Source organism: Vibrio sp. V12_P9A6T4, assembly GCF_963874835.1.
Taxonomy (GTDB): domain Bacteria; phylum Pseudomonadota; class Gammaproteobacteria; order Enterobacterales; family Vibrionaceae; genus Vibrio; species Vibrio anguillarum.
In genome coordinates this window covers 1-26,098 of sequence record NZ_CAWNJO010000041.1, presented here as the reverse complement: position 1 = coordinate 26,098, position 26,098 = coordinate 1, and the positions used below count along the sequence as shown (strand labels likewise).

Sequence of the window (26,098 nt, the reverse complement as noted above, 5' to 3'; positions counted from 1 at the left end):
GAAAAATGGTGTTAACTCACCACGTCTTCCACTGTAAAAACTCCCCTTAAGGGATCAATGTTTTGACAATAAGTGTTACCCACCACTTCTTTAGCTTGATACATCGCCTCATCAGCTAAGGCCATTAAATGATGCATACTATTAGTTTGTAAGGGGAAGTAGCTGATACCGACACTAACACCAACGGTTAGGCTTTGCCCTTCAAACTCAATGGGCAGCCCTAAGCATTTGATGATTTGCTTGACTTTCTCTGCGACAAAATCGTACTCATCAATCAGATCGAGGCACACTACAAATTCATCGCCTCCAAGCCTTGCCGAAAAATCAGATTGGCGGATACTGGCCTCTAAGCGAATCGCGATTTGCTTTAAAATTTCATCTCCCGCGCAGTGGCCTTGAGTGTCGTTGATGGTTTTGAAATTGTCCAAATCAATGAAAAGCAGCGCTAACTTCACCTTAGTCCTGTTGGCTTTAATAATGGCGTTATCCAACAACTTTTCAAACGCTCGCCGATTAAGTAGCCCCGTCAACGAATCATGTTCAGATAGAAACTGAAGCTGATCTTTTTGAATTTTTAACTCTGAGGTTTGTCGCTCAACCTCTAATTGCAATTCATCTTTTGTCACGGTTGTCGTTTTTAGTGAGACCTTCATATGGTTAAAGAAATCAGCCAAAGCAACAAATTCAATATCCAGATTAACTGGTTCAATCTTGCTTTCAAGGTCACCATACGTCAAAGCTAGGATACCTTGTTTAATTGACGCAAACCCTCTTTTGAAACGTTTCAAAATCAACCACGCAATGCCACTCACTAAGATTGAAAAAAATAATATTTTCAGTGCACTCAACATCAAGGTCATTTGTTGACTCTCAATGCTTTTTGCTAAGACTGATTTTTGTAAGTAAAACAACTCTTCAGTCATATTTTGCACAAGCATATTGTAACGTGAATGTAACAGCCCTTTCGCGCTGATTAGAGAGTTGCTTTTTGCTTCAGCATCTTGATGAGTAAGCTTTTTTTCTTGTTGCAGTAAGACGGCAAGGCTAGTATTCATGCGTTGTAAGTTTTCGATATGTTTGCCCATCATCTTATGATTAAGCAGTCTCTTGGAGAGGCTTTGCTGAGCAATATCAACCTGGTCCAAACTTGATACATCAGAATACTGCAGGAAAATCCAAAGTTGGCTACGCAACAAATCCACACTCAATTGGATCTGCATAATATCTTCTAGATCTTTTTTTGTTTGCTCTTGTTCTTTAAGTAAGCCCCACAGAGAAAAAGTGATCAAAAGGATTAGAAATGCCGTGGATGCGAACAATAATGTCAATTTACGTACAATCGAACTGATCATTTTATCGATACCTTAGTACGTAGCACTTCCTCGATCGGCTTGGAAGCAAGCACTGTCCGAAAATCCGGCTTGTCGCCCGTAACCATACCAGCCTCAATCGCCCATCTTGCTTGAAGCTGTAAGTTAGATAAAAGTGCATTACCTAACGACAAACGAAATACATAATCATTCCAAGACCACTCGAGTTGGGGTAACGGAATATTTAAGGCCTGTGCAATCACTTCTCTTGATTGTTCAGGATTGAGGTTAATCCATTCATTAGCCTCTTTTAATGCACGTAATATTGCCACTATCTCGTCATGCGCCTCTTCGACGGTTGCTTTCATCGAAAGTAAATTAAATGACAAATGGTAAATACCAGATAGCCCAAGGTTCAATACATCGGATGGTGCAGAGGTTTCAGTTTTATAACCGTAAGGTTCCCAAACAGAAATAGCATCAACTTGCGAGGAGAATAATGAGTCATTTAGCGCTTCTGGTGGTAAATAGACTTTTTCAACAGCCATCTCTTTCAGGTCACTGGCAATCAACAATGAATCAAAGTAAAACTCACTGGCACTCGCCTTAACGATGCCTACTTTTTTACCTTCCAAGTCACTCAAGTTAACAATGCCTAATCGCTCTAACGTGAGCAGCTTTAAATCGTTATCTGACTCAACAAAACTGGTTAATAGTGCAAAATCATTACGCTGGAAAAGCTTAAACATAACCACCGACTCAGAGGCAGTCGCATAGTCTACATTCCCACTAAACAAAGCTTGAGAACAGGCCACACCTCCAGAACAGGGCACGAGTTCGACATTCACCCCTTGTTGTTCAAAAAAACCCAAACTTTCGGCAATAATAAAGGAGGAAGAGAGTGGCGTTTGCGAAACCGCTATTCTTACTGCTTTACGCTCTTCAACACGGCTAGCATCATAAAAATGACCAAGTTGCCTATTAAAAATAGCAATAGTGACTACCAATACAACAATAGCCACTGCAACTTTATGAAAGGTCTGAGCTTTGTGCTTTTTCGTAACCATAGCCAATAAGTGAAATTAGTTTTATATATGACAGTTTAGCTCTGAATTGGGATTATTTTTGAGTGAATGGCTATTTAATAACTTTTAGCAGGGGATGCATTGAGATTGTTTAGATTAAACAGTGAGTTAAGCTTGAGTTAACATGGTATTTTACGCACAAAAAAACCGTAGACGATCGTCTACGGTTTAGAATATGGCGGTGAGCAAGAGATTCGAACTCTCGATACGTTGCCGTATACACACTTTCCAGGCGTGCTCCTTAAGCCACTCGGACAACTCACCAAATTATATTGTGGTTAGCGCATTTGGCTAACGAGGCGCTAATTTAATGATTCTATAGGATTAGGTCAAGCCAAAATAATAAAAAAGCCCACCACTTTGGTTCGTTTGACTACTTATTGACTTATTTGATGAAATTCAATACAAGCCTTTCTTCAGTGAGTGTCACGGTTAGGCGCTACGATGATAACCAGGGACACGGAACCAACGGCGGCACATATCTAAAAAATAGCCATAGAGAACGCCCATTCCACACGACACAATGGCATTGCTTGATACTGCGGTTATGATCTGCTCTGTAGATGCGCCTACAGCCCATAGAATGGCGGCATAGACCGGAGATTGAAATAGAACGTAAGCAACCAAATCCGAGACATTCTTCATTAAGCCAGTCTCAGACCATTGACGTCCCTGGCGCAGAATAAAGTCACGAAATACGCCATAAGGCCATGCTATTGCGATATTAACTGGGATAGACAGTGTACGTGATGCTAGCGACTGTTCGAAGGTCATTCCAGAGATGAAAATTTCAATGATCATGCCTGATATAAAACAAAAAACAACCATTGCAAATGTGTCCGCCGCAGCATGACGAATACAAAATGGGCCACGAGCTTTCATTACTTCCCTCTACACAATAGATATAACTATTAAATATGCCAATCAGCAATACAGATACCTAGAAAATAACAACAAGCTAGATAATGAGGGAATTAGAACACATATTTTGTAGATTTAGTGACCAATTTTAATTAACTTAGGTAAATTTATAACCAATTTTGAATCGGAAACTAGAATCTAACGCTATTCTTTAAATTCCTGTTACAACGCATTCTTACTAAATCTCAAAATGGTTATTTAATTACAAAAATCGGAAAGCAATACCGTTAGCAAATCGACTTGCTGCTGTGTAGGTAACTGCTGTTTTTCTAAGCTTGTTTGGGTATCGATTAACACTTGATGAATATGAGTATTTTCAATCTCCGGCAACTGTTGTATCAAACGTTGAATCATGGCTAATGCAAGTTCTATGTTTTGATCTTCCACGGCCATATAAAACGTCACCAATGATTCCTCTGCTGAGCCTATCTTTAGCGGCATAGAGGACTCTGGATGATATTGATACAGTTTTTCGACAAATTGGAAAAGAGCATCATCTAATTCATTGTCATCAATGGGTTTGGTGACAATATAATCAGCGCCGGCCGACAACATTCGCTCACGAGTTTCTTTGAAAACATCAGCAGTACAACCAAAAATGAGCACATTACGTTGCTCCCCAACTAAGATCCGAATCGCAGACACCGCTTCTACGCCATCCATTACGGGCATATGGTTATCCATCAATATCAGGTCATAATTCCCGCCAACAACCGCTTGAATTGCCAATTCACCATTCTCAACACAATCGCATGTAAACCCTTTATTCTTCATAAAGGTTTCGATGATGATAGAGTTGGTCCGGTTATCTTCCACAATGAGAGCTTTCAGTCCTTGGTAATTAAGCTTGCGACGTGGCTTGACTTCAATGGTCCCGGGCGTCGCTGTTTCTATCGCCAGCATAACGTGAAAACTGGTACCAATTCCTAACTCACTGGTTACCGTGACTGTCCCATCCATTAGCTCTACAATTTGTTTTACAATTGCTAAGCCCAACCCCGTTCCACCAAAACGCCTTGTCGTCGATGATTCAGCTTGTTCAAATGGGCGGAATATTTTTTCCTGAGCTTCTTTTGCTATACCTATCCCCGAATCCCGTATCCGAATAGAAAGATACCGTTTATCTTCCATCTGCTGCTCTTTTAGAGTCACTTCGACAAAGCCGTGAGAGGTAAACTTAACCGCATTATTCAGTAAATTAAACAGAATCTGTCTCAATCGTGCTTTATCTGAGTAATACCAGCGATCGTGAACAATATCGCTGTAAATTCTAAACTGCAGTCCTTTTTCATTGCATAAGGTATGGTAAACACTGTTAATACTACCAATCAGTGAATCCAAGGGGAAACGGGTGTTATCAAGTTCTAATCGCCCTTGTTCAATCTTGGAGAAATCGAGAATTTCGTTAAGCAGCACCATCATGTGCTCGCCAGACTCATACAGACTATTAAGGTGTTGCCTCTGTTCTGGGGAAAGCTCTGTTTTCAATAAGATTTGCGCGGTTCCTAAAACACCATTCATTGGAGTTCTGATTTCGTGTGACAGGGTTGCTAAGAAGGCACTTTTGGCTTGAGTGGAAGCTTGAGCTTTCACTTTTTCCGCTTCAAGATAAACGGTTTTTTGGTTAAATGAATCGATAAGCTGGCGTATCTCATCTTGGCTTCGATACGGCATATCAATAATACCGCCTTGTTTAGAATCACTCACTTTTTTGGCAATCATGGTAATCGGTTTGATCACATATTGATTGATCAAGTAATAACCGATCATAACGCACACTAAAAGGATTGGAATGATACTCCGTTCGACATTCATCACCAGATCAAACACTTCGTCATTCACTAACCGATGGGCATTAATAACATCAACTCGCCATTCAAAATCACCAAAACCGAAATGACTTACGTTAGCTTCTTCACGTATTATAAAATTATGTTCAGTGATCAGGGAGCCCCCCGAATCACTTAAGGATACGCCAAGGTTATAAAGCTCCGCTTGACTGGCAATAAATGTGGCTAACCCCGCCAATGACAGATCGACTGTTGCTACTCCAGCAAATTCACCGTTAACGTAATAGGGCGATGAAGCCGTGATCATCTGAACGTGCGTATAGGCATCAACATAGACTTCTGACCATACCACACTACCGACAGGCTTCTCTTTTACTGCGTTGTACCACTCTTCGTTATCGTAACCATGCGCTTCTTGATTGTTCCAAGAATGCAATTTGTCGACTTGACCGTCAGCGGCCCGATTATAAAACAGGCTACTGTATCGCTGAGATGCATTAATACTGTAGGGTTTCGGCCATAGCCCACCACTGACGACAACATCATCAAGTATAGTGAACAGCGAAGAGAGCATTCTGTCTTGCTCAGCTTGGTTGGTTGCAGCTTGCCCAAGGCTCACAATGCTTTGGAGCACACCAATAGAACGGTTGAGAGGTTCGCGAATTTGGGCTGATAACACTTCTGCACGAAGATCTAAATTCTGTTTTAATTCAGCTCGTAGTGGCGCTTCGACAACCCAATAAGTGACGGTGCCAGTGATCGCAATAAAAAAGCAAAGATAAAAAGAAAGGGCGATAATGCTCTTCTTCTTCAATGAAATAGGTGCTCTCATAAATCCTTTCAATTTTTTCTTTTGTGCAAATTATAGTGAACAATCTCAGCGAGCAATATGTTGATTGTTGTAAAACCTCACTAAAGCCAACAAATTATCAGCAAAATTCGCACATTGTATCGCTTTAACGTTAAAATGGCTGCAAATACACTCGGCAACTGATGGGATCTGCTGTGAATTTACAAGAACTCCTTACCCAACCCGAACTAGAAGATAAATTGCTTAATGAGGCCAAAACTCAAGGTTTTGTCGCATCCATGGCGTCAGCGCCTAACTTGCTCCCGCCAGAGGAATGGCTCCCTTTTCTATGGGGGGGAGAAGAGATCGCGCCATTTAGCGAAGGCAAACAGCTAGAAACCTATTTCCAACTGATCGTTGAAATGTGGAATGACTATCGCCCTGCTTTGCTCGAAAATCAATGGAGCTGGCCTACTGGTTGCTCACTCGATGAACAAGAAATAGTGACTGAACATGTCCGTGATTTTTGTGAAGGTTTTCTTCAAGGTTGGCAACTTACGCGTGATGATTGGGAAACGTTAATGCCTGAAGATAGCCAAGATAATGCGCTACTTGGGGGCGTGCTCCTTTCGCTGAGTATGCTTTATGATCCGGAGACGTCCTTGGCAACACTTTCTCAACAAGGTATGCAAGGACTCGACCAGTTTGAAGAAATCTATCAGGCCATACCGGTGATGTTGTGTGGCTTAACGCAACGCGGCGCTCAGTTGGCACTAGAGCAATAACTTTGTTTTTGAATAGTTTTATTTTCGAATAACGTTAATTTCAAATCAATTTGCTTGCGATAAAAAAGGCTCTAAATAAGAGCCTTTTTTCATCCACTACCGCCGAAAGGAATTAGGCATTCCCTTTAACTTGCAAATTTAACTGTTCAGCAAAATCCAACATACGGTTTAATGGGATGAGTGATTTCACTCTCACAGCTTCATCGACGAAAATTTCGTGATCTTTACCGCCTTCCATAAGAGCTGACTCAATCGCTCGAAGACCATTCATCGCCATCCAAGGACAATGCGCGCAGCTTCGGCATGTTGCCCCTGCCCCTGCCGTCGGTGCTTCAATCAATTCTTTCTCAGGGACTAACTGCTGCATCTTAAAAAAGATGCCTTTATCGGTCGCCACAATCATTTTCTGTTGAGGTAAGGACTTTGCTGCCTTAATCAACTGGCTTGTAGAGCCTACAGCATCCGCAAGTTCTACCACACTGGCTGGTGATTCTGGATGCACAAGGATGGCTGCATCAGGATACAGTGCTTTCATCTTACGCAATGCATCGGCAGAGAACTCGTCGTGAACTACGCATTCACCTTGCCAGAGCAACATCTTTGCGCCCGTTTTTTTCTCGATGTATGAGCCTAAATGGCGATCTGGCCCCCAAATTATGGGTTTATCTTCCGCATCTAAGTGCTCAACAATATCAAGTGCAATGCTCGATGTAACCACCCAATCGGCACGAGCTTTGACCGCCGCCGATGTGTTTGCATACACAACAACGGTATAATCTGGGTGTGCATCACAAAATTCTGTGAATTTATCGGCAGGACACCCCAGATCCAAAGAGCATTCTGCTTTTAACGTTGGCATTAAAATGCGTTTTTCAGGAGTTAAGATTTTTGCTGATTCGCCCATAAATCGCACACCAGCGATGATCAATGTACTGGCAGGATGGCGATTACCAAACTTGGCCATCTCTAATGAATCACCAACAAAACCGCCGGTTTCTTCAGCGAGAGCTTGAATTTCAGGATCGGTATAGTAATGCGCAATTAATACAGCATCTTTTTCTTTTAAGAGTTGTTTGATACTTGCTGTATAGGCTTGTTTTTGCTCAACCGTCAGTGGAATGGGCTTTGGCGGAAATGGATAAATAGTTTCAATCGTATCTAATATGTGGCTCATTGCTCTTGCTCTACGCACTTCCAAGAATCCGAGCATTGTACACCGCACCTAACGAAGGATCAAAAGCGATTCATAAAATAGTGCCGTCGAAAAAGAGGCCGCAAGGCCTCTTTTTATTAACTCAAATTGTTATCAATTCAAATTCTCTTTAGCAACCTTGGCAGACGCACTTGTAGGGTATTCATCCACAACTTGCTGATAATACTTATTTGCTTGCGCAGTATTATTATTGCGCTTGGCAATATCACCTAACTTAACCAGCGCATCAGCACGTTTATTGGAGTCACTGTAAGTGAGCACGGCGGCAAAACTTTGCGTCGCTTCTTTATCCTGCTTTTTCGCAAAATAGAGCTGCCCTAACCAATAATGGGCATTAGACGCAAAATTAGAATCTGGATAATCTTTTTGAAACTGTTGAAACGCTGCAATAGCACCACTGTAATCCCTTTTCTTCAGGATCAAATCAACCGCATTCTGATAGGCAGTTTGTTCATCAACATTGCTGCTAAACGTTCCTGCAATATCAGTGTCCGTTGTCGGCTGTGACGAACTTGTGGTTGTATTCTTCATTTCGCCACGTACGCGATCTAACTCGATAAAGAGTTCACGCTGACGCTGCAACATTTGCTGCATATCGTAGCTATTACGCTCTAACTGGCCACGTAGTTCGCTGATTTCAAGTGCCATATCATCGAGCTGCTGCTGCATTTTGAGTTGAACGCTATTACGGTTTTCAAGCAGACGTTCAAGACGTTGTACATTAGATTCAGATGATGATTGTTGAGCACGAGATGTGCTTGCTGAAGAGCTATTGCTAAGATCGGATACTGGAGCTGGTGCAGCGAGTACTTGACCCGCTGCACTTGCCAGTAACGTAAGCGTTACAATTCGCTTTAAGTTACTGAACATGAGGCGATTCCTCGATTAGTATACGAGAACCGCGCGGCGGTTCTTCGCATACACTTCTTCAGATTGACCAAGAAGAAGTGGCTTCTCTTCGCCATAGCTAACGATCGAGATTTGGTCAGCTTGTACACCTAGCGCTTGTAGATATTTCGCTACAGCTTGTGCACGACGCTCACCTAGCGCGATGTTATATTCAGGCGTACCACGTTCGTCAGCATGGCCTTCGATGGTAACTTTCATTGCTGAATTTTTGCTTAGGTAAGCTGCGTGTGCAGCAAGCATATCTTCGTAATCACCAGCAATTGTCGCGTTATCAAATGCGAAATAAATGGTTTGAGTTTCACGAAGAGCTTGTTCCTTTAGCTCTTGTTCAGAGAGTTGGCCATTCGCATCAATTGGAGAAACTACAGTTGTATCAACGCTATTTGCTGAACCTGAAGTAGACTGATTAGTTTGAGTACCAGAAGCGTTTGTTGCTTCATCGCTTGAACTACATGCAGTTACTGCAAGTACTGGTAGCGCAATCAGTAGCCCTTTAAGAACTTTATTAAGTTGCATTTTTTTTCCTTACTTTTTGATACTTACTTGCTATAAAAACGGAGACCACGCAGGAGCCCTAACGCGACCATTTGTTGCCGGTAATCTAGCTTTGAAACGCCCATCTATAGACACCATCGAAAGTACATTCGCTTTGTTATAAATAGAACTGTATATGACCATACCACCATTGGGTGCAATACTTGGAGACTCATCGAGCAAAGTCTTTGTTAGAATTTGCACTGAACCAGTTTCCAAATCTTGTTTCGCCAGATTAAAACCCGAATTACTTCGGTTTACCATGACAAGGAATCGACCATCAGGCGTTATTTGTCCACCTAAATTCTGGCTGCCTTGCCATGTTAGACGATTGGTAGAACCGTCTGATAAATTTACTTGATATATCTGTGGTTTACCACCCCGATCCGAAGTAAATATTAGCGATTTACCATCAGGATGCCAGAACGGTTCTGTATTATTTGATCTGCCACTCGTTATTTGTTTCAGCTTCTTGGTTGCCAAGTCCAGAGTATAAACCTGTAAGCTACCCGTTTTAGACAACACCAAAGCAAGGGTTTTCCCATCTGGCGAGAACCTCGGTGCCCCATTATGGCGTGGGTACGAGGTCACTTTCTCTCTTTCACCAGTATAAATATTCATGATGAATATTTCTGCTTGGCCGTTTTGGAAGCTCACATACGCCAGTTGCTTACCATCAGGTGACCAAGTCGGTGACATCAAAGGCTGTTTTGAACGAAGTACCAAACGTTCATTGTAACCGTCATAGTCAGCAACCCTTAGCTGGTAAGGATATTGTTCATCGTCGTTGACCACCACGTAGGCAATACGAGTGAGAAACGCACCCTTATCACCCGTGAGTTCTTGATAGACCAAATCTGAAATTCGATGCGCATACTCACGCATTCGGTTTGCTGGTACGGTGGCAACTTTATTGAATAAAACATGATCTTTAGAAAGCACCAACTGTCCATCGTTACTTAATGCTTTGCTTTGGCCTTGTGTCAGTTGACCACGCACTACATCTACCAATTGGTAGTTGATGACATAGTTACCTTCTGCATTTTGCGTAATGCTACCTGTGAGCAAAGCATCAACACCAATACTGGTCCAAGCATCAAACTTCACATCGGTTTCATTGTAAGGCGTTTGTGGCATTTTGCTGGTCGCAATCGGGCTAAATTTACCACTACGTTGCAAGTCTGACGCGATCACCGCAGAGACATCCTGCGGTAATTTTGTTTTGCCTTCCCACTTAAACGGTACGATAGCAATCGGCCTTGCTGAATTAATGCCGTCGGTGATCACAAGCTCCAATGCGGCGTTGGCGAGCTGTACACTACTTGCGATGACAAGTAAGCATCCTAACATCAATCGCTTTAACACAAGCTTTTCCTTTTAATTTGGTTCTACAGTTAAATTAATGTTTTTCAATTGATTGACTACATCAAGATCATCTTTGGGCAGCGGAAACGTCCCCACCTGCGCCACAGCACGTTTTGCCGCCGCGCATAACCTTGAGTCACCATCAATAATGCTTAGATTACCGACTATTGCTCCAGTTCCCGTTGGAATGAGCCGTAGGTTCACTTTGCACTGTTTACTTTTAAAACTGTCTTCAATCAGCAAATTTTGTTGAATGAGCTGCGTATAGATTGCTCCATACCGCTGAGCTTCGTTCATTACAAATTGAGAACGAGCTGAGCTATTTTGCTCGGCTTCTGTTTCTAACCCAGAAAAAATGTTATTCAGCGCCGCTTCTTGTTCTTTGCGTTCACGCTCCAATCTCTCTAAACGTGCTTTCTCTTTTTTTGCATTTTCGGCCGCTTTCTTCGCCTCTTGTTCTTTGGCTATTCGCTCTTTCTCGGCTCGCTCTGCGGCTTCCCGCTCTTTACGAGCTTTCTCTTTAGCTTGTTCTGCCTCTTTTTCACGGGCAATGCGTTCTTTTTCCGCTTTCGCAATTTCAGCCTCTTTAGCGATGCGCTCCTGCTCTGCTTTTTTTACTGCTTCTTCTTTTATCTTACGTTCCGTTTCCGCTTTTACCGCTCGCTCTTTTTCTTTACGAGCTCGTTCTTCTGCCACTTTACGCTCTTGTTCTTTTTCGGCACGTTGCTTTTCAGCTTCTCTGGCCGCTTTCGCTTCCTGAGCTTGTTGCTCTTTTAGTTGGCGAATATTCTCTTCTTCCGCCTTGCGGTTTTTTTCCAACTGCTCACTTTCGCGGCGTAACTTATCCAGCCGATCCTGCTCTTTTTTGGCAGCAGCTTCACGCTGGTTACGAATTTGCTGGGCTTGTTTTTGTACCAGTTGTGGATCAATCACCACAGCTTGAACCATCTGCCCTGCAGGCTCGGGCTTAGTTAGGCTAAAATCCGAACCCCATAACAAAGCAATGATCAACACTATATGCAAAACAGCCGAGATAATGATGGGCTTTTTGTAATCGCTTTTTTTGGATTTATGATCTTTCATGAACAGTACAAACTATCCTTTAATTTCGGTTAGCAGACCTACTTTTGAAATGCCCGCACGATTCAATTCATCCAGAACCAGTATCACTTCTGCATAAGGCGTTGCAGCATCACCGCCAACCGCAACCGGTGAATCCGGTTTCAACGACAATTCAGCTTTGACTCTAATGATCACATCTTGCAGCGAAAGACCCCGCTCGACTTCTTCATTATTTACGCTCAACCCGAGACGACCTTCTTTATCTATTTCCACGATGATAAAACTACTATCACTATCACCTTTCAGCTCAGCCGCTGACTTTGAAGTGGTGGTTTTAGGAAGCTCGACATCAACGCCTTGAGTGACAAACGGCGATGTCACCATAAAAATAATCAGCAACACGAGCATAACGTCGATATAAGGGACAACGTTAATCTCAGCTGTCAACTTGCGCTTTTTACGCTGGTAACCCACCATCGTCTATTCCCTACCAGCCATCGCTTGGCGGTGAAGAATGCTATGAAATTCTTCAGAAAAGGTGGCGTAATTATGTTCTAATTTGCTGACTTTATTGCTCAACCTGTTGTAAGCCATCACCGCAGGAATAGCCGCAAATAAACCCATAGCGGTCGCAATCAGCGCCTCTGCAATACCAGGAGCCACCATTGCTAACGTCGCTTGCTTCACCGCACCTAACGCAATAAATGAGTGCATTATTCCCCATACCGTACCAAATAATCCAATGTATGGGCTGATAGAACCCACGGTCGCTAGAAATGGCAGACTGGTCTCTAACTCGTCCACTTCCCTTGCGACAGCAACTCGCATCGCACGTCCCGTCCCTTCCATAATGAAATCGGGTGAAGTGGCGTTAGTCTTGCGTAAACGTGCAAATTCGGTAAAGCCAGAATAAAAAATCTCTTCTGTACCCAAAAGTTCATCTTTACGCTTTTTGACATCTTGATAAATAACGGATAAGTCAGTACCAGACCAAAATTTGTCTTCGAAAGCATCAGCGTTCTTTTCTGCTTGGGAAAGGACTTTACTACGTTTGATGATCATCGCCCACGAAACGATAGACATCCCCAAAAGGATTAGCATCACCATCTTGACCAATAAGCTGGCTTGCAAAAACAGATCGAGAATTGAGATATCAGCAGTCACTATGGGTTAACTCCAAAATTATTGATTGAGGCATCGCTTTTGGCCTCATGTTCTGATTGTCGATGCATGCTACCTTAACTATTGCTTTACACAATACTTTACCTTCAGGATTGACGAGCTCTTGACAGAAGATCAGTGAGGCTTTTTTCAATGCCGAAATCACAGTATTTATCGTCAGCATATCGTCTAAACGTGCAGCTTGTAGAAAATCGATGTCAACGTGCCTGACCACAAAACCAATGTTCTGCTGCAAAAGCGTCTGCTGAGACACTCCAACTGCGCGTAACATTTCAGTTCGGGCTCGTTCAAAGAATTTAAGATAGTTTGAGTGATAGACGACACCACCAGCATCCGTATCTTCATAGTAAATCGTTACAGGCCAATGAAAGGCTGAGGCTGTATTTTGCACAAAGGTTCCAACACATATGCAGATTTAGGCGGATACTATAACGCAACTCATTGACGTTAGTACAAGCATTGAGTGGACTTTTACAAAACTTGAAACAAAAAATTAGTGCTGTCTCAAAGAGGCAGCACTAATGTGGGTCGTTAATCAACCTTCGACAGGTTATTCATACACAGTAAATATCAAACTAGTCGAATAATCGTTAGGTAAATTAAGATCGATAATGAAATGTAGGGGCTAAACAATAATTGCCAAAACCATTTGCGTGGTCTAAAGCCAACACCAAAAACCATACTTGCACACAGCGCCCATATCATGAGTGGTGAAATAACCGCGTTAAAACCACCAATGCTCTGAGAATACAACTCGGGATCCCACATAATCATGGCGATATGATAAAAACCAAGCAAGAGCGATAAGACTCTGAGCAGAGTCTTATCAACCAGTTTATGGTACTCAGTGACTTGCATTGCAAGTTTACTCACTGTCTTTGTCCATCATTTCAGAATGCTCTAACCAAAGAGCGTTGATGATGCCAAATGCACAAGCTAAAAGCACACCTAGAATCCATGCGAAATACCACATATCTATGCTCCTTAGTAAAGTGAGTTTTTGTTTTCTTCAATAAACTTGCTATCAAGACGACCAAACATCTTGTAGTAAGTCCAAGTGGTGTAACCAAGAATGATAGGTACCATTACAAAAGCGACCACTGTCATTAAGTTCAACGTCAATTCACTCGATGTTGAGTCCCACATGGTCAAGCTGTTACTTGGTACTAAGCTTGAAGGCATGATAAATGGGAACATCGCAAAACCAGCGGTGAAAATCACACCCGCATTGGCTAAGCTAGAAGCCAAGAATGCGAGACCACCTTTTTCAAAACGCGACGCCAACACAGCAAGTAGTGGCATGGCAACACCCAAAGCTGGTGCGATCCATAGTAATGGGTAAGCGTTGAAATTAGCCATCCACGCCCCCGCCTCACGTATCACTTCTTTATTGAGTGGGTTTGATGCAGCATGTGTATCAATTACGCTGGTAATCACGTAACCATCGATGTTTTGGATCCAAAACCCTGCAGCGACGAAAGTAACAGCAACCAACAAGCCCATTAGTTGAGCGACGCCACGAGCGCGTGCATGCAGCTCATCGGTGGTTTTCATCTGTAGCCAAGCGGCACCTTGTAAAATAATCATAAACAAGCTGACTAAGCCACAAAGCAGAGCAAATGGGTTCAACAGACCAAAAAATGAACCGTGATACGTTGGCATCATGAAATCACTGAGTTGGAATGGCACGCCTTGTAGTAAGTTGCCAAAGGCAACACCAAAGATGACTGGTGGTACAAAGCCACTAATTGAAATACAGATATCCCAAGTATTACGCCACTTTGGATCTTCAATTTTTGAACGGTAATCCAAACCAATCGGACGAAGCCATAATGCAGCCAATGTAACAATCATAGCCAAATAAAATCCGGAAAATGATGTCGCATAGACTAACGGCCAAGCCGCAAACAGTGCGCCGCCTGCCGTGATAAGCCAAACTTGGTTACCATCCCAGTGTGGAGCAATAGAGTTGATCATGACACGACGTTCACTGTCATTCTTACCAATGACTGGAACAAGAGCACCAACGCCCATGTCAAAACCATCCGTGATTGCAAAACCAACCAGCAGTACGCCGATCAGCACCCACCAAATTAGTCGCAAGATTTCGTAATCAAACATTATTCTATCTCCCTGCCTTATGCTTCGACTTGACGGCTAACTTTGTCTTCAACAGAGTTTGCGTTTTGCTCAAAGTGATAACGACCAGTTTTCAGGCTGCTAGGCCCTTTACGAGCAAATTTAACCATCAGGTAAACTTCAGCAATCAAGAACACTGTGTACAGTGCAAGAATCGCAAACAATGAGGTCCATAATTCGCCCAGAGTTAGCGCAGAAGCAGCAACATTGGTCGGCAATATTTCACCAACAGCCCATGGTTGACGGCCATATTCAGCAACAAACCAACCCGCTTCAATTGCAATCCACGGTAGAGGAATACTGAACAAGGCGGCTTTAAGTACCCATTGTTTTTGCTCAATTTTCTGACGGCAAGTTTGAATAAATGCTGCACCAAAGACAAATAGCATCACAAAACCGACACCAACCATCAGGCGGAATGACCAAAATAGTGGCCATACGGTTGGAATTGAATCATCGGCGGCGGCTTGAATTTGCTCTTCCGTTGCATCGCTCACTTTATCGGTATAACGTTTTAGCAATAAGCCGTAGCCCAAATCGCCTTTCACTTCTTCAAAAGCGGCAATGTTTGCTGGTGATTTTTCGCCTGCACGTAATTTTTCTAACAGTTCATAGGCATACATACCGTTACGAATTCGGTCAACGTGTTGATCGCGTAGATCGCGTAACCCTGTGACTTCGGTATCCAGTGAACGTGTAGCGATAATACCCATCACGTACGGAATTTTTACTGCATAATCGGTGTGCATGGCGTCTTGGTTAGGCAAACCAAACAGTGTAAATGCAGCCGGTGCAGGTTCCGTGTGCCACTCAGCTTCAATCGCAGCCAGCTTCACCTTTTGAACTTCACCCACTTCATATCCTGATTCATCACCAAGCACAATCACGGACAAAATAGCGGCCATGCCGAATGATGCAGCGATAGCGAATGAGCGGCGTGCAAACGCAACGTCTCGACCTTTCAGCAAGTAATATGAGCTAATACCAAGAATGAACATCGCGCCAGTGGTGTAACCAGAAGCGACGGTATGCACAAATTTCACTTGAGCAACTGGGTTGAAAACGACTTCAGCAAAGCTGACCATTTCCATACGCATAGTTTCAAAATTGAATTCTGCGCCAACTGGGTTTTGCATCCAACCATTCGCAATCAAGATCCAAAGTGCCGAGAAATTGGACCCCAGAGCAACCAACCAAGTCACGCCCAAATGCTGGCGTTTTGATAGTCTATCCCACCCAAAGAAGAACAAACCGACAAAGGTTGATTCTAAAAAGAAGGCTACAAGTGCTTCAATCGCAAGAGGGGCGCCAAAAATGTCACCTACATAGTGGGAATAGTATGACCAGTTTGTACCGAACTGGAACTCCATAGTGAGGCCAGTGGCCACCCCAAGGGCAAAGTTAATACCAAAAAGCTTACCCCAGAACTTTGTCATGTCCTTATAGATTTGCTTATCAGTCATTACATACAAAGATTCCATGATGGCTAAAAGAAAAGCCATACCTAGAGTCAATGGAACGAACAGGAAGTGATACATCGCTGTCAGTGCAAACTGCAACCGCGATAGATCAACGACGTCAATCATGGTAACTCCTTTGTGCCGGCTGAATGACACTTTTGACATGCTAAACGGGTTAAAATTCCTCAAAATTCATCAGTGATATAACCTCATCAAATGTTGAAAAATATCAGAATTTTGTTGCAAGCATGTACCGTTATGGTTAGTTAATTGTTAAGCATCAGCTAATATAGCTGGGACTAATACTACTTCTAAATGCAGGTTGTTTCAAAAGATTTATGGGAGAAAAAAGCCTTGATTTACATCAATTTTCACGCGGCAAATCTGAACAAAAAAAGAACAAAATGATCCACATCAAAGGAAGAATGAAATTGTTGTGAGTATTTAGTGAAAGGGATAGAAATTAATACAACGAATCACACAGAGAGTTAACAATACACTTCACATCATTAACTCTTTAGTGATAATGAAATTATCATAAATAAGATGTAGTTCACACTTTGTGCTTACCACCTAAAAATGACGATGAGGTGTAAACTTATTTTTCAATTCCGAAGTGAAGATAGGCGCGATCGGTCGCCATTCGTCCTCTTGGTGTCCGTTGTAAATAACCTTGTTGGATAAGAAAGGGTTCTAACACATCTTCAATGGTATCTTTTTCTTCGCCGATTGCAGCAGCTAGGTTATCGAGACCAACAGGGCCACCGCCAAATTTGTCCATAATCGCTAGTAATAGCTTTCTATCCATATAGTCGAAACCTTGGCTATCAACATCCAACATGTTTAGCGCTTTATCTGCAGTCTCTATACATATGTGCCCGTTGCCTTTCACTTCAGCGTAATCTCGAACTCGGCGCAATAAACGGTTGGCAATCCGAGGCGTTCCCCTTGCTCTCCTAGCCACTTCAAGTGCACCATCCGCTTCCATCGACAATCCTAAACAGTCCGCGCTTCTTTGCACTATGTACTGTAGATCATCAATTTTGTAATACTCAAGGCGCTGTACAATACCAAAGCGATCACGCAAGGGTGAGGTTAACGAGCCAGCGCGAGTTGTTGCCCCAATCAGCGTAAAAGGGGGTAAATCGATTTTAATGGACCGAGCGGCTGGACCTTCGCCAATCATTATATCGAGCTGGTAATCTTCCATTGCGGGATAAAGAATTTCTTCAACCACCGGACTTAAGCGATGAATTTCGTCAATAAAAAGAACGTCGTTCTCTTCAAGGTTAGTCAGTAATGCCGCCAAATCTCCTGCTTTTTCCAATACCGGACCAGAAGTTGTGCGGATATTCACTTCCATCTCATTGGCAACGATATTGGCTAATGTTGTTTTTCCAAGCCCTGGAGGGCCAAAAATCAGGAGATGGTCGAGTGGTTCGCTGCGCATTTGTGCCGCTTTAATGAAGATTTCCATTTGATTGCGTACATGATCTTGGCCACGATAATCCGCTAATTTTTTGGGACGAATCGCGCGATCAATAATATCTTCATCTTTAAAAATAGGGCTATCAGGGGCAATTAAGCGATCAGCTTCAATCATACCATTGCTCTCAAGGCTTCTTTAATCAGCGCTTCACTGGTCATGTCAGCCTTCATTACTTGTGCCACTACTTTAGAAGCTTGTTGAGGCTTATAACCCAAAGAAAGTAACGCACTGATCGCTTCTTCTTCCGCATTGCTCGTGAGCGCTTCCAAGGAATTGTTATCGACTGGCGCAGCGTCAGTAGCGGGAGTGAAGAGGTCACCGGCTCCCCAACCTTTCAGCCTATCTTTCATCTCAACAACCAAACGTTCAGCGGTTTTTTTACCCACACCAGGAAGCTTAACTAATGTGGAGATATCTTCACGCTCAACGCATGAAACAAATTGACCGGCCGTCATTCCGGACAAAATACCCAAGCCTAATTTTGGCCCGACGCCATTCGCTTTAATCACTTCACGAAATAAAGCTCGCTCTTTTACCGAGTTGAAACCATATAAAAGCTGCGCATCTTCTCGGACCACAAAATGGGTATAAATGACCGCTTCTTCGCCCAATTTAGGGAGTTCATAGAAGCAACTCATTGGCATTTGAACTTCATAACCAATGCCAGCGACTTCAATCAATAGCTCTGGAGGTTGCTTTTCAATCAGAATGCCGCGAAGACGTCCAATCACAGGAAATTCCTTAGAGAAATGAGGTTATTTGACTCGGATGATAATAAATAACTGGATGTATAGCCAGTAGAAAAATACCACCCCGCTCGAGATCGGTTTTTCAGCGATATCGGCCTTTTTTAGCACTGCTTGCCCGCCCAGCTAACGCAATCAAGGTTTTATTGGTATTCGCATGACAAATTGCCACACCCAGAGCATCAGCGGCATCCGCTTGTGGCTTAGCCGATAATTTGAGCATTTGCTGGACCATATGTTGCACCTGCGCTTTATCAGCACTACCCGTACCAACTACAGATTGTTTAACCAGTCGAGCGGCATATTCATAGACTGGAAGATCCGCATTCACCGCCGCCACAATAGCACTGCCCCTTGCTTGCCCGAGTTTGAGTGCTGAGTCCGCATTCTTTGCCATAAATACTTGCTCGATGGCAAAAACATCAGGCTGAAACTGTGTGATGATTTCCGTCACGCCAGCGTAAATTTGCTTGAGCCGCCCAGGTAACTCTTTTTCGGATGTACGAATACATCCACTACCAAGATAGTACAAATATCGTCCATGCTGCCTGATCACACCATAACCTGTGATTCGCGAGCCGGGATCTATACCTAAAATAATTGACATGAAAACCTTAATCGTGGACGAAAAACAAAATGGGCTTAACCAATAAAGTTCAAGCCCATCATCGACAAGTTAACTGCCTGATTATTTACGACGCCAAGTAGTCCCACTTGGGCCATCTTCTAAAATGATGCCGAGTTCGTTCAACTTATCGCGTGCCACGTCAGCATTAGCCCAATCTTTTGCTGCACGTGAGTCATTACGCAGTTTGATCAAAGCTTCAATCTCAGCCACTTGTTCGTCGCCATTAGTGTCCCCTTTAAGAAACGCTTCTGGATCTTGATGCAAAATGCCAATCACATCGGCAAGCTCACGCATAAGTGCGCCAAGAGCGCTGGCTTGCTGAAGATTTTCTGTCTTCAACTTGTTGATATCACGTGCCATATCAAACAATACGGAATAAGCCTCTGGCGTATTAAAGTCATCATTCATCGCTATCGTAAAGCGACTGACATACTCTTCACCGCCCGCAACTGCTACGGTTAAATCCAACCCTCTCAACGCTGTGTATAGACGCTCTAGCGAGGCTCGCGCTTGTTTTAGGTTATCTTCGCTGTAATTTAATTGGCTACGATAATGGCCCGACATCAAGAAATAGCGCACCGTTTCCGCATCATAGTGAGCAAGTACATCGCGGATTGTGAAAAAATTCCCTAATGATTTAGACATTTTTTCTCTATCCACCATCACCATGCCACTGTGCATCCATGTGTTCACATAGGGAGTGTCATGTGCGCAGCATGATTGAGCAATTTCATTTTCATGGTGAGGAAACTGCAAATCAGAGCCTCCACCATGAATATCAAAGTGGTTACCCAAAATCGCTGAATTCATCGCCGAACATTCGATGTGCCAGCCTGGGCGTCCTTCTCCCCATGGGGATTCCCAAGTGGGCTCGCCCGGCTTCGACATTTTCCACAACACAAAATCAAGTGGGCTACGCTTAGCAAGATCAACATCAACACGAGCGCCCGCTTGAAGCTGATCGAGATCTTGTTTGGATAACTTGCCGTATTCGTCAAATTTGCTGACTTCAAACATCACATCACCATTAGAAGCAACGTAAGCAAAACCGCGTTCAATCAGTCGTTGCACCAAGCCTATGATTTCTTGGATATAAGCGGTTGCACGAGGCTCGACATCTGGACGTTTCATATTCAATGCATCGAAATCTGCATGCATGTCTGCGATTAAGCGCTCGGTTAGCGAATCGCAAGATTCACCATTTTCGGCAGCACGTTTAATGATTTTGTCATCAATATCAGTGATGTTACGCACAAATGTAAGGTCATAGCCTAAGTAGCGCAAGTAGCGAGAAATCACATCAAAAGAAACGAAGGTGCGACCATGGCCAATATGACAGAGATCATAAATGGTGACTCCACAGACATACATACCCACTTTGTTGGCATGAATTGGTTTGAATTCTTCTTTTTGTCTAGTGATTGAGTTATATATTTTCAGCATGATCTCTATCTAATAACTGTTTGAACTAAAATGGCTTCACAGTATAACAACTCTAGCCTAGCTTGGTCATCCTTATTCTCTCGCAATAATACGGCCCCTAAAGACATTTGTTGATTTGAATGTGTCCAAAGTTCAGTTAAAATCCGGGCCTCAACGAAAAATAGATAAAGGTAACTATCATGATCATCCTTCACACGAATTTTGGTGATATTAAAATTCAACTTAATGAAGAAAAAGCACCAGAAACAAGCGCAAACTTTCTACAGTACTGCCGTGACGGTTTTTACGATAACACTCTGTTCCACCGCGTTATCGATGGATTCATGATTCAAGGCGGCGGCATGACCTCTGGCCTAAAAGAAAAAACAACTCGCGCAACGATTAAAAACGAAGCCAACAACGGCCTAAGCAATAAGATCGGTACTCTTGCCATGGCGCGCACTATGGATCCACACTCTGCAAGTTCTCAGTTTTTCATCAACGTGAACAACAACACATTCCTAGATTTTCGTTCAGAAAGCCGAGATGGCTGGGGCTACTGCGTGTTCGCTGAAGTGATCGAAGGTATGGATATTGTGAACAAAATAAAAGCCGTGAGCACAGGCTCTATGGGCATGCATCAAGATGTTCCACTAGAAGAAGTGTTCATTTCTGGCACAACCATCGAAGAGTAACGGTAAAAGGAGCGCTATGCGCTCCTTATTTTTATTATGCATACACTATTTATTTCTGATTTACACCTAAGCCCTTCTCGACCAGATATCACCGAGTGTTTTATCCGTTTCATGCGCGAAGAAGCCATTCATGCCGATGCACTGTACGTGCTTGGCGATCTTTTCGAATTTTGGATAGGTGACGATGATAATTCACCTTTCGCCAACCAAATAAAATCGGAATTTAAACAACTGACTCGCGAAGGGGTTGCTTGCTATTTTACTCAAGGAAACCGCGACTTCTTGCTTGGCAAACGATTTGCGAAAGAAACCGGAATCACTCTTCTCCAAGAAGAACAAGTAATTGACCTTTACGGAAAAAAAGCCGTGGTGTTGCATGGCGACACACTCTGTATTGACGATATAAAGTATCAAGCCTATCGAAAGAAGGTTCACCAGCCTTGGCTACAATGGGTATTTAATCGGCTGCCATTTTTTGTAAAGGTTCGTATTGTGGGTAAAGTACAGTCGGGCATCCATAATGATAAGCAAATGAAATCTATGGATATTATGGATGTTACACAAAGTGAAGTGGATAGAGTTCTGACCCAGTATGGGGTCGATTTAATGATTCATGGCCATACTCATCGACCAGAGATTCATCACAGAAATCAACTTCATGGCACCGCAACGCGAATTGTTTTGGGTGACTGGTACACCCAAGGTTCAGTCTTAGTCTATGCTAATGATGGTTACGAACTGCAAACTCGACCTTTTAGTTCTAAAAACTGACGACAAGTCGCACTCTGGTACTAATTGGTTTAAGTGGTCGAATCAAAAGTTAAGCTATAATAAGTATAATCAATAATATCAATAATTAGATAAGAGTCTTGCCTTGAAATACTCCTATATCGCCAGACAACCCATACTCGATCGTGACCGAAAAACTATCGGCTACGAGCTGCTATTTCGAGACGGTCCTAAGAACACCTTTCCAGATATAGACCCGGACTTAGCAACGAGCCGGTTACTCTCTGATCATTTTTTATCCACTCATTACAATACGCTGGGTAAGCATTTAGGGTTTGTCAATTTTCCTTATCAAAGCCTGATTAACCTCGTGCCTACGCTTTTTCCTGCGCAAAACTTGGTCGTTGAGGTATTGGAAGATTGCGAACCAACTTTAGAGTTATTAGAAGCAATTAAAAAGATGGCGAAGCTTGGTTACCGAATTGCGCTTGATGACTTTGTACCCAGTTCAGGCTGGCTCGTCTTCTTCCCCTATGTGTCAATTATCAAATTTGACATCCGTATCGTTCCCCTTGAAAAAGCCACTCGCTTTATTCAAAAACTTGGTGCGACGAAAATTGAGTTCCTTGCTGAGAAAGTAGAAACCTATGAAGAGTTTAAGCAAGCTAAAAAGGCGGGCTTTACCTATTTTCAAGGCTACTTTTTTAGCAAACCAGAGATGTTACAGCGCAAAGCGTTAGAACCCGCATTTCTTACTGTGGTGCAACTGTTCAAAGAAATAGCCAAATCTAACCTCGATTACAAAGCCATTGAGGAGCTTGTCGCCACCGACCTGACCTTATCTTATAAACTGTTAACCTTTGTTAACTCATCCGCAACAGTCAGTTCAAAAATCCATTCATTTAAACAAGCGCTGATTTATCTCGGTGAACAACGATTGAGAAAGTTTATCTCCTTGGTTGCTATTGCTTCGACGCAAGAATCTAAACCGGACTATTTGTATGGTTTATCCATTCAAAGGGCAAGATATTGCGAGCTGATCGGTGTGAAAGCAAAAATGAACGTCGAACCCGGTTCGGCCTTCCTGACAGGAATGTTTTCGCTACTCGATAGCCTACTTGATCAACCTTTAGAAAGTATCATGGAAGAGATGCCTATCGACGAATACGTTAAACTTGCATTAATAGAAGGGAAAGGAGAATTAGGTCTGGTACTCGAGTTAACTCGAGCTTATGAACAGGCTGACTGGCAAAAGGTTGAGAAAATTGCTAATGCGTTAAATATCGAAGAGCCCGTGGTGAAAGAGTGTTACAACGAAGCTGTGAAATGGACAGCCGATTTACTGGGTGTCCACTCCTGAGTAGACATCGAGTTTAGATCTCCTTAAACTTCCCCGTCTTATATGAATGGGCAATTTGAGAGGATTTATGAACCAATGCTATTGTGGTAGTCATTTAGATTACCAACACTGTTGTGAACCAATCCACAGTGATTCAGCTTTAGCCATCTATCCAGAGCAACTGATGAGAGCCCGCTATAGTGCCCATGTTCTGGGTTTGGTTGATTTCGTCATCAATACCTATCATCCGAGTTGCAATGCACCACAGCAACGTGACGCGATTGAAGAATCAATCAGCAGTCAATGGTGTGGGCTAGACGTCATCTCCGCAAGTATCCGCAACAACGAAAATGAAGGCTTCGTTCATTTCAAAGCCTATTACACACAGAATCAACAGCAATTTTGTCTGCAAGAACGTTCACGATTTATACGAGAAAATGGTATCTGGTTCTACGTTGACGGTGAATTTCCACAGGAGAACACACCAACGAAGCTAGGACGAAATGACCCATGTCATTGCGGTAGCGGCAAGAAATTTAAGAAGTGTTGTGGGTAAGAGATTCAAAGTCACACACAGCTATGTGACTTTGGATCCTGGAATTATGGTGTAGTACGGAGTAACCTATTCAGTATAAAGACCTTGCACAACCCAATCCAAAAACTCTCGTCTTTCTTCTTTTGAAGCTTTACTAAACCAAATTTTTAGCTGTAAGGCCGCTTCCGATTCAGTATATTTTGTCGATTGAGCTGAAGTGCCCAACGATTTTAATTCGTCGGTCAAATGATGAAACTTTCCAGATTCAAAAATGACACCCTCTTTGCGGTTTTGCTTAATCGTCAAAGAACGAATATCTGAATAAGGCATCAGCGAACCATTTTCTGGCTCAAGGCGATATTGTTTACTATCTGTGACTTCGACTCCGTTTTTCTTCAAAACAAAAATCGGCTCACTCTTAAACTGCTTCTCCTGAATAACTTCGTATCGACCCGAAACAAGCTCCACAGATAGCTTATCTCCAGCTTTAATCTCTGTTCGAATGACATAAGGGAGAGACGAGAAATACTCTGGCTTAGCCACTTTCTTTAAGCGACCAGCAAAGGTGAGAACCAATTGGTTTTCACCATCAATAAATATTGGTTTTTCTTCATCCGTGAATAGCGCTTCATTCAGCACTTCCAAAGTAATGCCTCTTTGCAAATCAAGCGATTGAGATAATGAAGAAAAACTCACTAACATCAATAAACTTACAATAACGTTCTTTACCATTTTCTTTTACAGCTCCTATATGAAAAAAGCCAACGCTAAGCGTCGGCTTTTAGTTCATCAAATTACTCGAATTAGAATGTGTAGTAAACACCTAGAGTAATATCTTCGTAATCATTACCCGCCCAAGCTTTCTTAGCTTCAGCTGTTTCGTATTCAACGAACACGAGTACGTTACTAGAAACGGCATAGTCAACACCTACAACCAAATCAGTCACTTGCGCATCAATAGTAGTTTTTTGGCTTACATTAGCAAAAGATACGGCTTTATCGAAATCAGCGAATGCATAAGTAGTGTATAGGCGTAACGCATCAATTTGGTAAGATGCTGCTAGGTTCCATACATCACCTTCTACTGCGCCAGAAGTTGAACTAACAGACGCGACATCTGCAGCACCAAGAGAGCTTAGACCTTCAGTACTTAGATAAGTTGCCGCGAAGAAGAAACCAGCAACATCAACAGAAGCAGATACACCGAATGAACTTGCATCGTAGTCTTTTGCCACTTCACTGCTGTTGAATGAAGCACCAACAGAGAACATGTCCATCGCGTAGTTAGCTGATAGGCCGTAAGAGTTATCTAGTTTGTCAGTGCTATTAGTATACACATCCGCAACTAAGGTTAGGCCACCAACAGGAGTCACTTTCAGTGCAAGACCTTCTGTTTTGCTTTCGTAAGGACGATCTAGACCGATGTAGTTACCTTCGTTAGCAATATCGGTTTTTTGAATTGCATCAAAAGATTCTGCGAAATCACCAGTTTCACCAACAGCCACACCCCAGATATCGCCTTTCACACCGACATATAGGTCGTCGACTACTACCCCAGCAGAACCGTCACCTTCAAATTCAAAAGAACCAAAAGTGGTTAGGCCATTAGAAAGCTTATGAGAAGCATCTAGCTGGATTTTCGCCCAAGTAGAGAAATCTGCAGAGTTTTTAGTTTTAGCATAATCTTTGCTTGTTTCTTTTTGAATTAAGTAAGCATCAATTTCGCCTTTAAGGCCAACTGAAGTGCTGTCGTTAGAGTAAATTTCTGCTGCGTTAACTGAGCTTGCTGCCGCAAGCACTGCTAGTGCTAATAGAGTCTTTTTCATAATTAATCCACTGCCTTTTCTTATGTATGGGAATTCCTTATCCGGTTCCCTTTGTTTTTGCTGGCAACTTCCAAATTTAAACTCGGTTCGTTGCCGCCATTAAATCTCAAGGATTAGATTGCAAAAGATTACCCTGCATGTCAA

Annotated in this window: 27 protein-coding genes and 1 tRNA gene; 5 read left to right on the top strand and 23 right to left on the bottom strand. The window is 42.8% G+C overall.

Annotated elements, in window-relative coordinates:
- Nucleotides 1-11: 11 nt before the first annotated feature.
- From AACQ42_RS05530 to AACQ42_RS05510, 5 genes are all read right to left on the bottom strand, one after another.
- Nucleotides 12-1,352: a GGDEF domain-containing protein gene (locus AACQ42_RS05530; RefSeq protein ID WP_094165364.1), complete on the bottom strand. Its 1,341-nt coding sequence runs from the start codon at nucleotides 1,350-1,352 to the stop codon at nucleotides 12-14.
- Nucleotides 1,349-2,383: an ABC transporter substrate-binding protein gene (locus AACQ42_RS05525; protein WP_081265504.1), complete on the bottom strand. Its 1,035-nt coding sequence runs from the start codon at nucleotides 2,381-2,383 to the stop codon at nucleotides 1,349-1,351. The genes AACQ42_RS05530 and AACQ42_RS05525 overlap by 4 nt, the downstream gene beginning before the upstream one ends.
- 188 nt (nucleotides 2,384-2,571) lie before the next feature.
- Nucleotides 2,572-2,659, bottom strand: a tRNA-Ser gene (locus tag AACQ42_RS05520).
- Between the two features lie 168 nt (nucleotides 2,660-2,827).
- Nucleotides 2,828-3,277, bottom strand: coding sequence for an L-alanine exporter AlaE (locus AACQ42_RS05515; RefSeq protein WP_017042265.1), 450 nt, complete (start codon nucleotides 3,275-3,277; stop codon nucleotides 2,828-2,830).
- Between the two features lie 237 nt (nucleotides 3,278-3,514).
- Nucleotides 3,515-5,938 (bottom strand): hybrid sensor histidine kinase/response regulator, encoded by a 2,424-nt coding sequence (locus AACQ42_RS05510; RefSeq protein WP_217898937.1) that lies wholly within the window; start codon nucleotides 5,936-5,938, stop codon nucleotides 3,515-3,517.
- 161 nt (nucleotides 5,939-6,099) lie between these two features.
- Here AACQ42_RS05510 and AACQ42_RS05505 point away from each other — a divergent pair, with 161 nt between their 5' ends.
- Nucleotides 6,100-6,681, top strand: a complete 582-nt coding sequence (locus AACQ42_RS05505; protein WP_017045210.1) for a UPF0149 family protein — start codon at nucleotides 6,100-6,102, stop codon at nucleotides 6,679-6,681.
- Between the two features lie 112 nt (nucleotides 6,682-6,793).
- Here the strand turns inward: AACQ42_RS05505 and nadA are convergent, their stop codons facing one another.
- The 16 genes from nadA to cysS form a co-directional block, all read right to left on the bottom strand.
- On the bottom strand, nucleotides 6,794-7,855 hold the full coding sequence (nadA, locus tag AACQ42_RS05500; protein WP_094127168.1) for a quinolinate synthase NadA: 1,062 nt from the start codon (nucleotides 7,853-7,855) through the stop codon (nucleotides 6,794-6,796).
- A gap of 132 nt (nucleotides 7,856-7,987) precedes the next feature.
- The gene (gene ybgF / locus AACQ42_RS05495; protein ID WP_017048054.1) at nucleotides 7,988-8,764 is read right to left on the bottom strand and encodes a tol-pal system protein YbgF; all 777 of its coding nucleotides are present in this window, start codon (nucleotides 8,762-8,764) and stop codon (nucleotides 7,988-7,990) included.
- A 15-nt stretch (nucleotides 8,765-8,779) separates the two neighbouring features.
- Entirely contained in the window at nucleotides 8,780-9,319 is a 540-nt protein-coding gene (gene pal, locus AACQ42_RS05490) for a peptidoglycan-associated lipoprotein Pal (RefSeq protein ID WP_013856577.1), read from the bottom strand.
- 30 nt (nucleotides 9,320-9,349) lie between these two features.
- Nucleotides 9,350-10,687 carry a Tol-Pal system beta propeller repeat protein TolB gene (tolB, locus tag AACQ42_RS05485; RefSeq protein WP_088718023.1) on the bottom strand — a complete coding sequence of 446 codons (1,338 nt, stop codon included), beginning with the start codon at nucleotides 10,685-10,687 and terminating at the stop codon, nucleotides 9,350-9,352.
- 27 nt (nucleotides 10,688-10,714) lie between these two features.
- On the bottom strand, nucleotides 10,715-11,785 hold the full coding sequence (gene tolA / locus AACQ42_RS05480) for a cell envelope integrity protein TolA (protein ID WP_094165360.1): 1,071 nt from the start codon (nucleotides 11,783-11,785) through the stop codon (nucleotides 10,715-10,717).
- A gap of 12 nt (nucleotides 11,786-11,797) precedes the next feature.
- Nucleotides 11,798-12,241 carry a protein TolR gene (gene tolR, locus AACQ42_RS05475; RefSeq protein WP_013856574.1) on the bottom strand — a complete coding sequence of 148 codons (444 nt, stop codon included), beginning with the start codon at nucleotides 12,239-12,241 and terminating at the stop codon, nucleotides 11,798-11,800.
- A 3-nt stretch (nucleotides 12,242-12,244) separates the two neighbouring features.
- Complete coding sequence (tolQ, locus tag AACQ42_RS05470) at nucleotides 12,245-12,928, bottom strand: protein TolQ (protein WP_013856573.1); 684 nt, start codon at nucleotides 12,926-12,928, stop codon at nucleotides 12,245-12,247.
- Nucleotides 12,918-13,337, bottom strand: a complete 420-nt coding sequence (gene ybgC, locus AACQ42_RS05465; RefSeq protein ID WP_017042272.1) for a tol-pal system-associated acyl-CoA thioesterase — start codon at nucleotides 13,335-13,337, stop codon at nucleotides 12,918-12,920. Before ybgC ends, tolQ begins: the two co-directional genes overlap by 11 nt.
- A 179-nt stretch (nucleotides 13,338-13,516) precedes the next feature.
- Nucleotides 13,517-13,819, bottom strand: coding sequence for a cyd operon protein YbgE (gene ybgE / locus AACQ42_RS05460; RefSeq protein ID WP_013856571.1), 303 nt, complete (start codon nucleotides 13,817-13,819; stop codon nucleotides 13,517-13,519).
- Entirely contained in the window at nucleotides 13,812-13,919 is a 108-nt protein-coding gene (gene cydX / locus AACQ42_RS05455) for a cytochrome bd-I oxidase subunit CydX (RefSeq protein ID WP_000270284.1), read from the bottom strand. Before cydX ends, ybgE begins: the two co-directional genes overlap by 8 nt.
- A gap of 11 nt (nucleotides 13,920-13,930) precedes the next feature.
- Nucleotides 13,931-15,067: a cytochrome d ubiquinol oxidase subunit II gene (gene cydB, locus AACQ42_RS05450; protein WP_013856570.1), complete on the bottom strand. Its 1,137-nt coding sequence runs from the start codon at nucleotides 15,065-15,067 to the stop codon at nucleotides 13,931-13,933.
- 17 nt (nucleotides 15,068-15,084) lie between these two features.
- Nucleotides 15,085-16,671 (bottom strand): cytochrome ubiquinol oxidase subunit I, encoded by a 1,587-nt coding sequence (cydA, locus tag AACQ42_RS05445; RefSeq protein ID WP_029189795.1) that lies wholly within the window; start codon nucleotides 16,669-16,671, stop codon nucleotides 15,085-15,087.
- Nucleotides 16,672-17,143: 472 nt separating this feature from the next.
- Nucleotides 17,144-18,148, bottom strand: a complete 1,005-nt coding sequence (ruvB, locus tag AACQ42_RS05440) for a Holliday junction branch migration DNA helicase RuvB (protein ID WP_017042275.1) — start codon at nucleotides 18,146-18,148, stop codon at nucleotides 17,144-17,146.
- On the bottom strand, nucleotides 18,145-18,765 hold the full coding sequence (gene ruvA / locus AACQ42_RS05435; RefSeq protein WP_064625522.1) for a Holliday junction branch migration protein RuvA: 621 nt from the start codon (nucleotides 18,763-18,765) through the stop codon (nucleotides 18,145-18,147). Before ruvA ends, ruvB begins: the two co-directional genes overlap by 4 nt.
- Nucleotides 18,766-18,865: 100 nt before the next feature.
- Complete coding sequence (ruvC, locus tag AACQ42_RS05430; protein ID WP_013856565.1) at nucleotides 18,866-19,387, bottom strand: crossover junction endodeoxyribonuclease RuvC; 522 nt, start codon at nucleotides 19,385-19,387, stop codon at nucleotides 18,866-18,868.
- Nucleotides 19,388-19,468: 81 nt separating this feature from the next.
- Nucleotides 19,469-20,851: a cysteine--tRNA ligase gene (gene cysS, locus AACQ42_RS05425; RefSeq protein ID WP_094124411.1), complete on the bottom strand. Its 1,383-nt coding sequence runs from the start codon at nucleotides 20,849-20,851 to the stop codon at nucleotides 19,469-19,471.
- Between the two features lie 179 nt (nucleotides 20,852-21,030).
- Here cysS and AACQ42_RS05420 point away from each other — a divergent pair, with 179 nt between their 5' ends.
- The 4 genes from AACQ42_RS05420 (at nucleotide 21,031) to AACQ42_RS05405 (ending at nucleotide 24,149) form a co-directional block, all read left to right on the top strand.
- Nucleotides 21,031-21,525 (top strand): peptidylprolyl isomerase, encoded by a 495-nt coding sequence (locus AACQ42_RS05420; RefSeq protein ID WP_010319203.1) that lies wholly within the window; start codon nucleotides 21,031-21,033, stop codon nucleotides 21,523-21,525.
- Between the two features lie 36 nt (nucleotides 21,526-21,561).
- On the top strand, nucleotides 21,562-22,296 hold the full coding sequence (lpxH, locus tag AACQ42_RS05415) for a UDP-2,3-diacylglucosamine diphosphatase (RefSeq protein ID WP_019280922.1): 735 nt from the start codon (nucleotides 21,562-21,564) through the stop codon (nucleotides 22,294-22,296).
- 103 nt (nucleotides 22,297-22,399) lie between these two features.
- Complete coding sequence (locus AACQ42_RS05410) at nucleotides 22,400-23,614, top strand: EAL and HDOD domain-containing protein (protein ID WP_088728945.1); 1,215 nt, start codon at nucleotides 22,400-22,402, stop codon at nucleotides 23,612-23,614.
- Between the two features lie 67 nt (nucleotides 23,615-23,681).
- Complete coding sequence (locus tag AACQ42_RS05405; RefSeq protein WP_141195644.1) at nucleotides 23,682-24,149, top strand: YchJ family metal-binding protein; 468 nt, start codon at nucleotides 23,682-23,684, stop codon at nucleotides 24,147-24,149.
- A 66-nt stretch (nucleotides 24,150-24,215) separates the two neighbouring features.
- On the opposite strand, the gene AACQ42_RS05400 is transcribed toward AACQ42_RS05405, so the two are convergent.
- Together AACQ42_RS05400 and AACQ42_RS05395 are read right to left on the bottom strand one after the other, a co-directional pair.
- Nucleotides 24,216-24,830 (bottom strand): DUF2057 family protein, encoded by a 615-nt coding sequence (locus AACQ42_RS05400; RefSeq protein WP_254918564.1) that lies wholly within the window; start codon nucleotides 24,828-24,830, stop codon nucleotides 24,216-24,218.
- A 101-nt stretch (nucleotides 24,831-24,931) separates the two neighbouring features.
- Complete coding sequence (locus tag AACQ42_RS05395) at nucleotides 24,932-25,954, bottom strand: porin (protein ID WP_094165356.1); 1,023 nt, start codon at nucleotides 25,952-25,954, stop codon at nucleotides 24,932-24,934.
- Between the last annotated feature and the right edge of the window lie 144 nt (nucleotides 25,955-26,098).

Excerpts from the sequence above, each read along its gene's own strand:
- AACQ42_RS05400 (WP_254918564.1), bottom strand. The coding sequence starts at position 24,830 with ATGTTAGTGAGTTTTTCTTCATTATCTCAATCGCTTGATTTGCAAAGA.
- tolA (WP_094165360.1), bottom strand. The coding sequence starts at position 11,785 with ATGAAAGATCATAAATCCAAAAAAAGCGATTACAAAAAGCCCATCATT.
- ybgF (WP_017048054.1), bottom strand. The coding sequence starts at position 8,764 with ATGTTCAGTAACTTAAAGCGAATTGTAACGCTTACGTTACTGGCAAGT.
- pal (WP_013856577.1), bottom strand. The coding sequence starts at position 9,319 with ATGCAACTTAATAAAGTTCTTAAAGGGCTACTGATTGCGCTACCAGTA.
- AACQ42_RS05510 (WP_217898937.1), bottom strand. The coding sequence starts at position 5,938 with ATGAGAGCACCTATTTCATTGAAGAAGAAGAGCATTATCGCCCTTTCT.
- lpxH (WP_019280922.1), top strand. The coding sequence starts at position 21,562 with ATGCATACACTATTTATTTCTGATTTACACCTAAGCCCTTCTCGACCA.
- cydA (WP_029189795.1), bottom strand. The coding sequence starts at position 16,671 with ATGATTGACGTCGTTGATCTATCGCGGTTGCAGTTTGCACTGACAGCG.
- ruvC (WP_013856565.1), bottom strand. The coding sequence starts at position 19,387 with ATGTCAATTATTTTAGGTATAGATCCCGGCTCGCGAATCACAGGTTAT.
- cysS (WP_094124411.1), bottom strand. The coding sequence starts at position 20,851 with ATGCTGAAAATATATAACTCAATCACTAGACAAAAAGAAGAATTCAAA.
- cydX (WP_000270284.1), bottom strand. The coding sequence starts at position 13,919 with ATGTGGTATTTCGCATGGATTCTAGGTGTGCTTTTAGCTTGTGCATTT.
- AACQ42_RS05505 (WP_017045210.1), top strand. The coding sequence starts at position 6,100 with ATGGGATCTGCTGTGAATTTACAAGAACTCCTTACCCAACCCGAACTA.
- AACQ42_RS05420 (WP_010319203.1), top strand. The coding sequence starts at position 21,031 with ATGATCATCCTTCACACGAATTTTGGTGATATTAAAATTCAACTTAAT.
- AACQ42_RS05405 (WP_141195644.1), top strand. The coding sequence starts at position 23,682 with ATGAACCAATGCTATTGTGGTAGTCATTTAGATTACCAACACTGTTGT.
- tolR (WP_013856574.1), bottom strand. The coding sequence starts at position 12,241 with ATGGTGGGTTACCAGCGTAAAAAGCGCAAGTTGACAGCTGAGATTAAC.
- tolB (WP_088718023.1), bottom strand. The coding sequence starts at position 10,687 with ATGTTAGGATGCTTACTTGTCATCGCAAGTAGTGTACAGCTCGCCAAC.
- AACQ42_RS05395 (WP_094165356.1), bottom strand. The coding sequence starts at position 25,954 with ATGAAAAAGACTCTATTAGCACTAGCAGTGCTTGCGGCAGCAAGCTCA.
- AACQ42_RS05515 (WP_017042265.1), bottom strand. The coding sequence starts at position 3,277 with ATGAAAGCTCGTGGCCCATTTTGTATTCGTCATGCTGCGGCGGACACA.
- nadA (WP_094127168.1), bottom strand. The coding sequence starts at position 7,855 with ATGAGCCACATATTAGATACGATTGAAACTATTTATCCATTTCCGCCA.
- cydB (WP_013856570.1), bottom strand. The coding sequence starts at position 15,067 with ATGTTTGATTACGAAATCTTGCGACTAATTTGGTGGGTGCTGATCGGC.
- AACQ42_RS05530 (WP_094165364.1), bottom strand. The coding sequence starts at position 1,352 with ATGATCAGTTCGATTGTACGTAAATTGACATTATTGTTCGCATCCACG.
- ruvB (WP_017042275.1), bottom strand. The coding sequence starts at position 18,148 with ATGATTGAAGCTGATCGCTTAATTGCCCCTGATAGCCCTATTTTTAAA.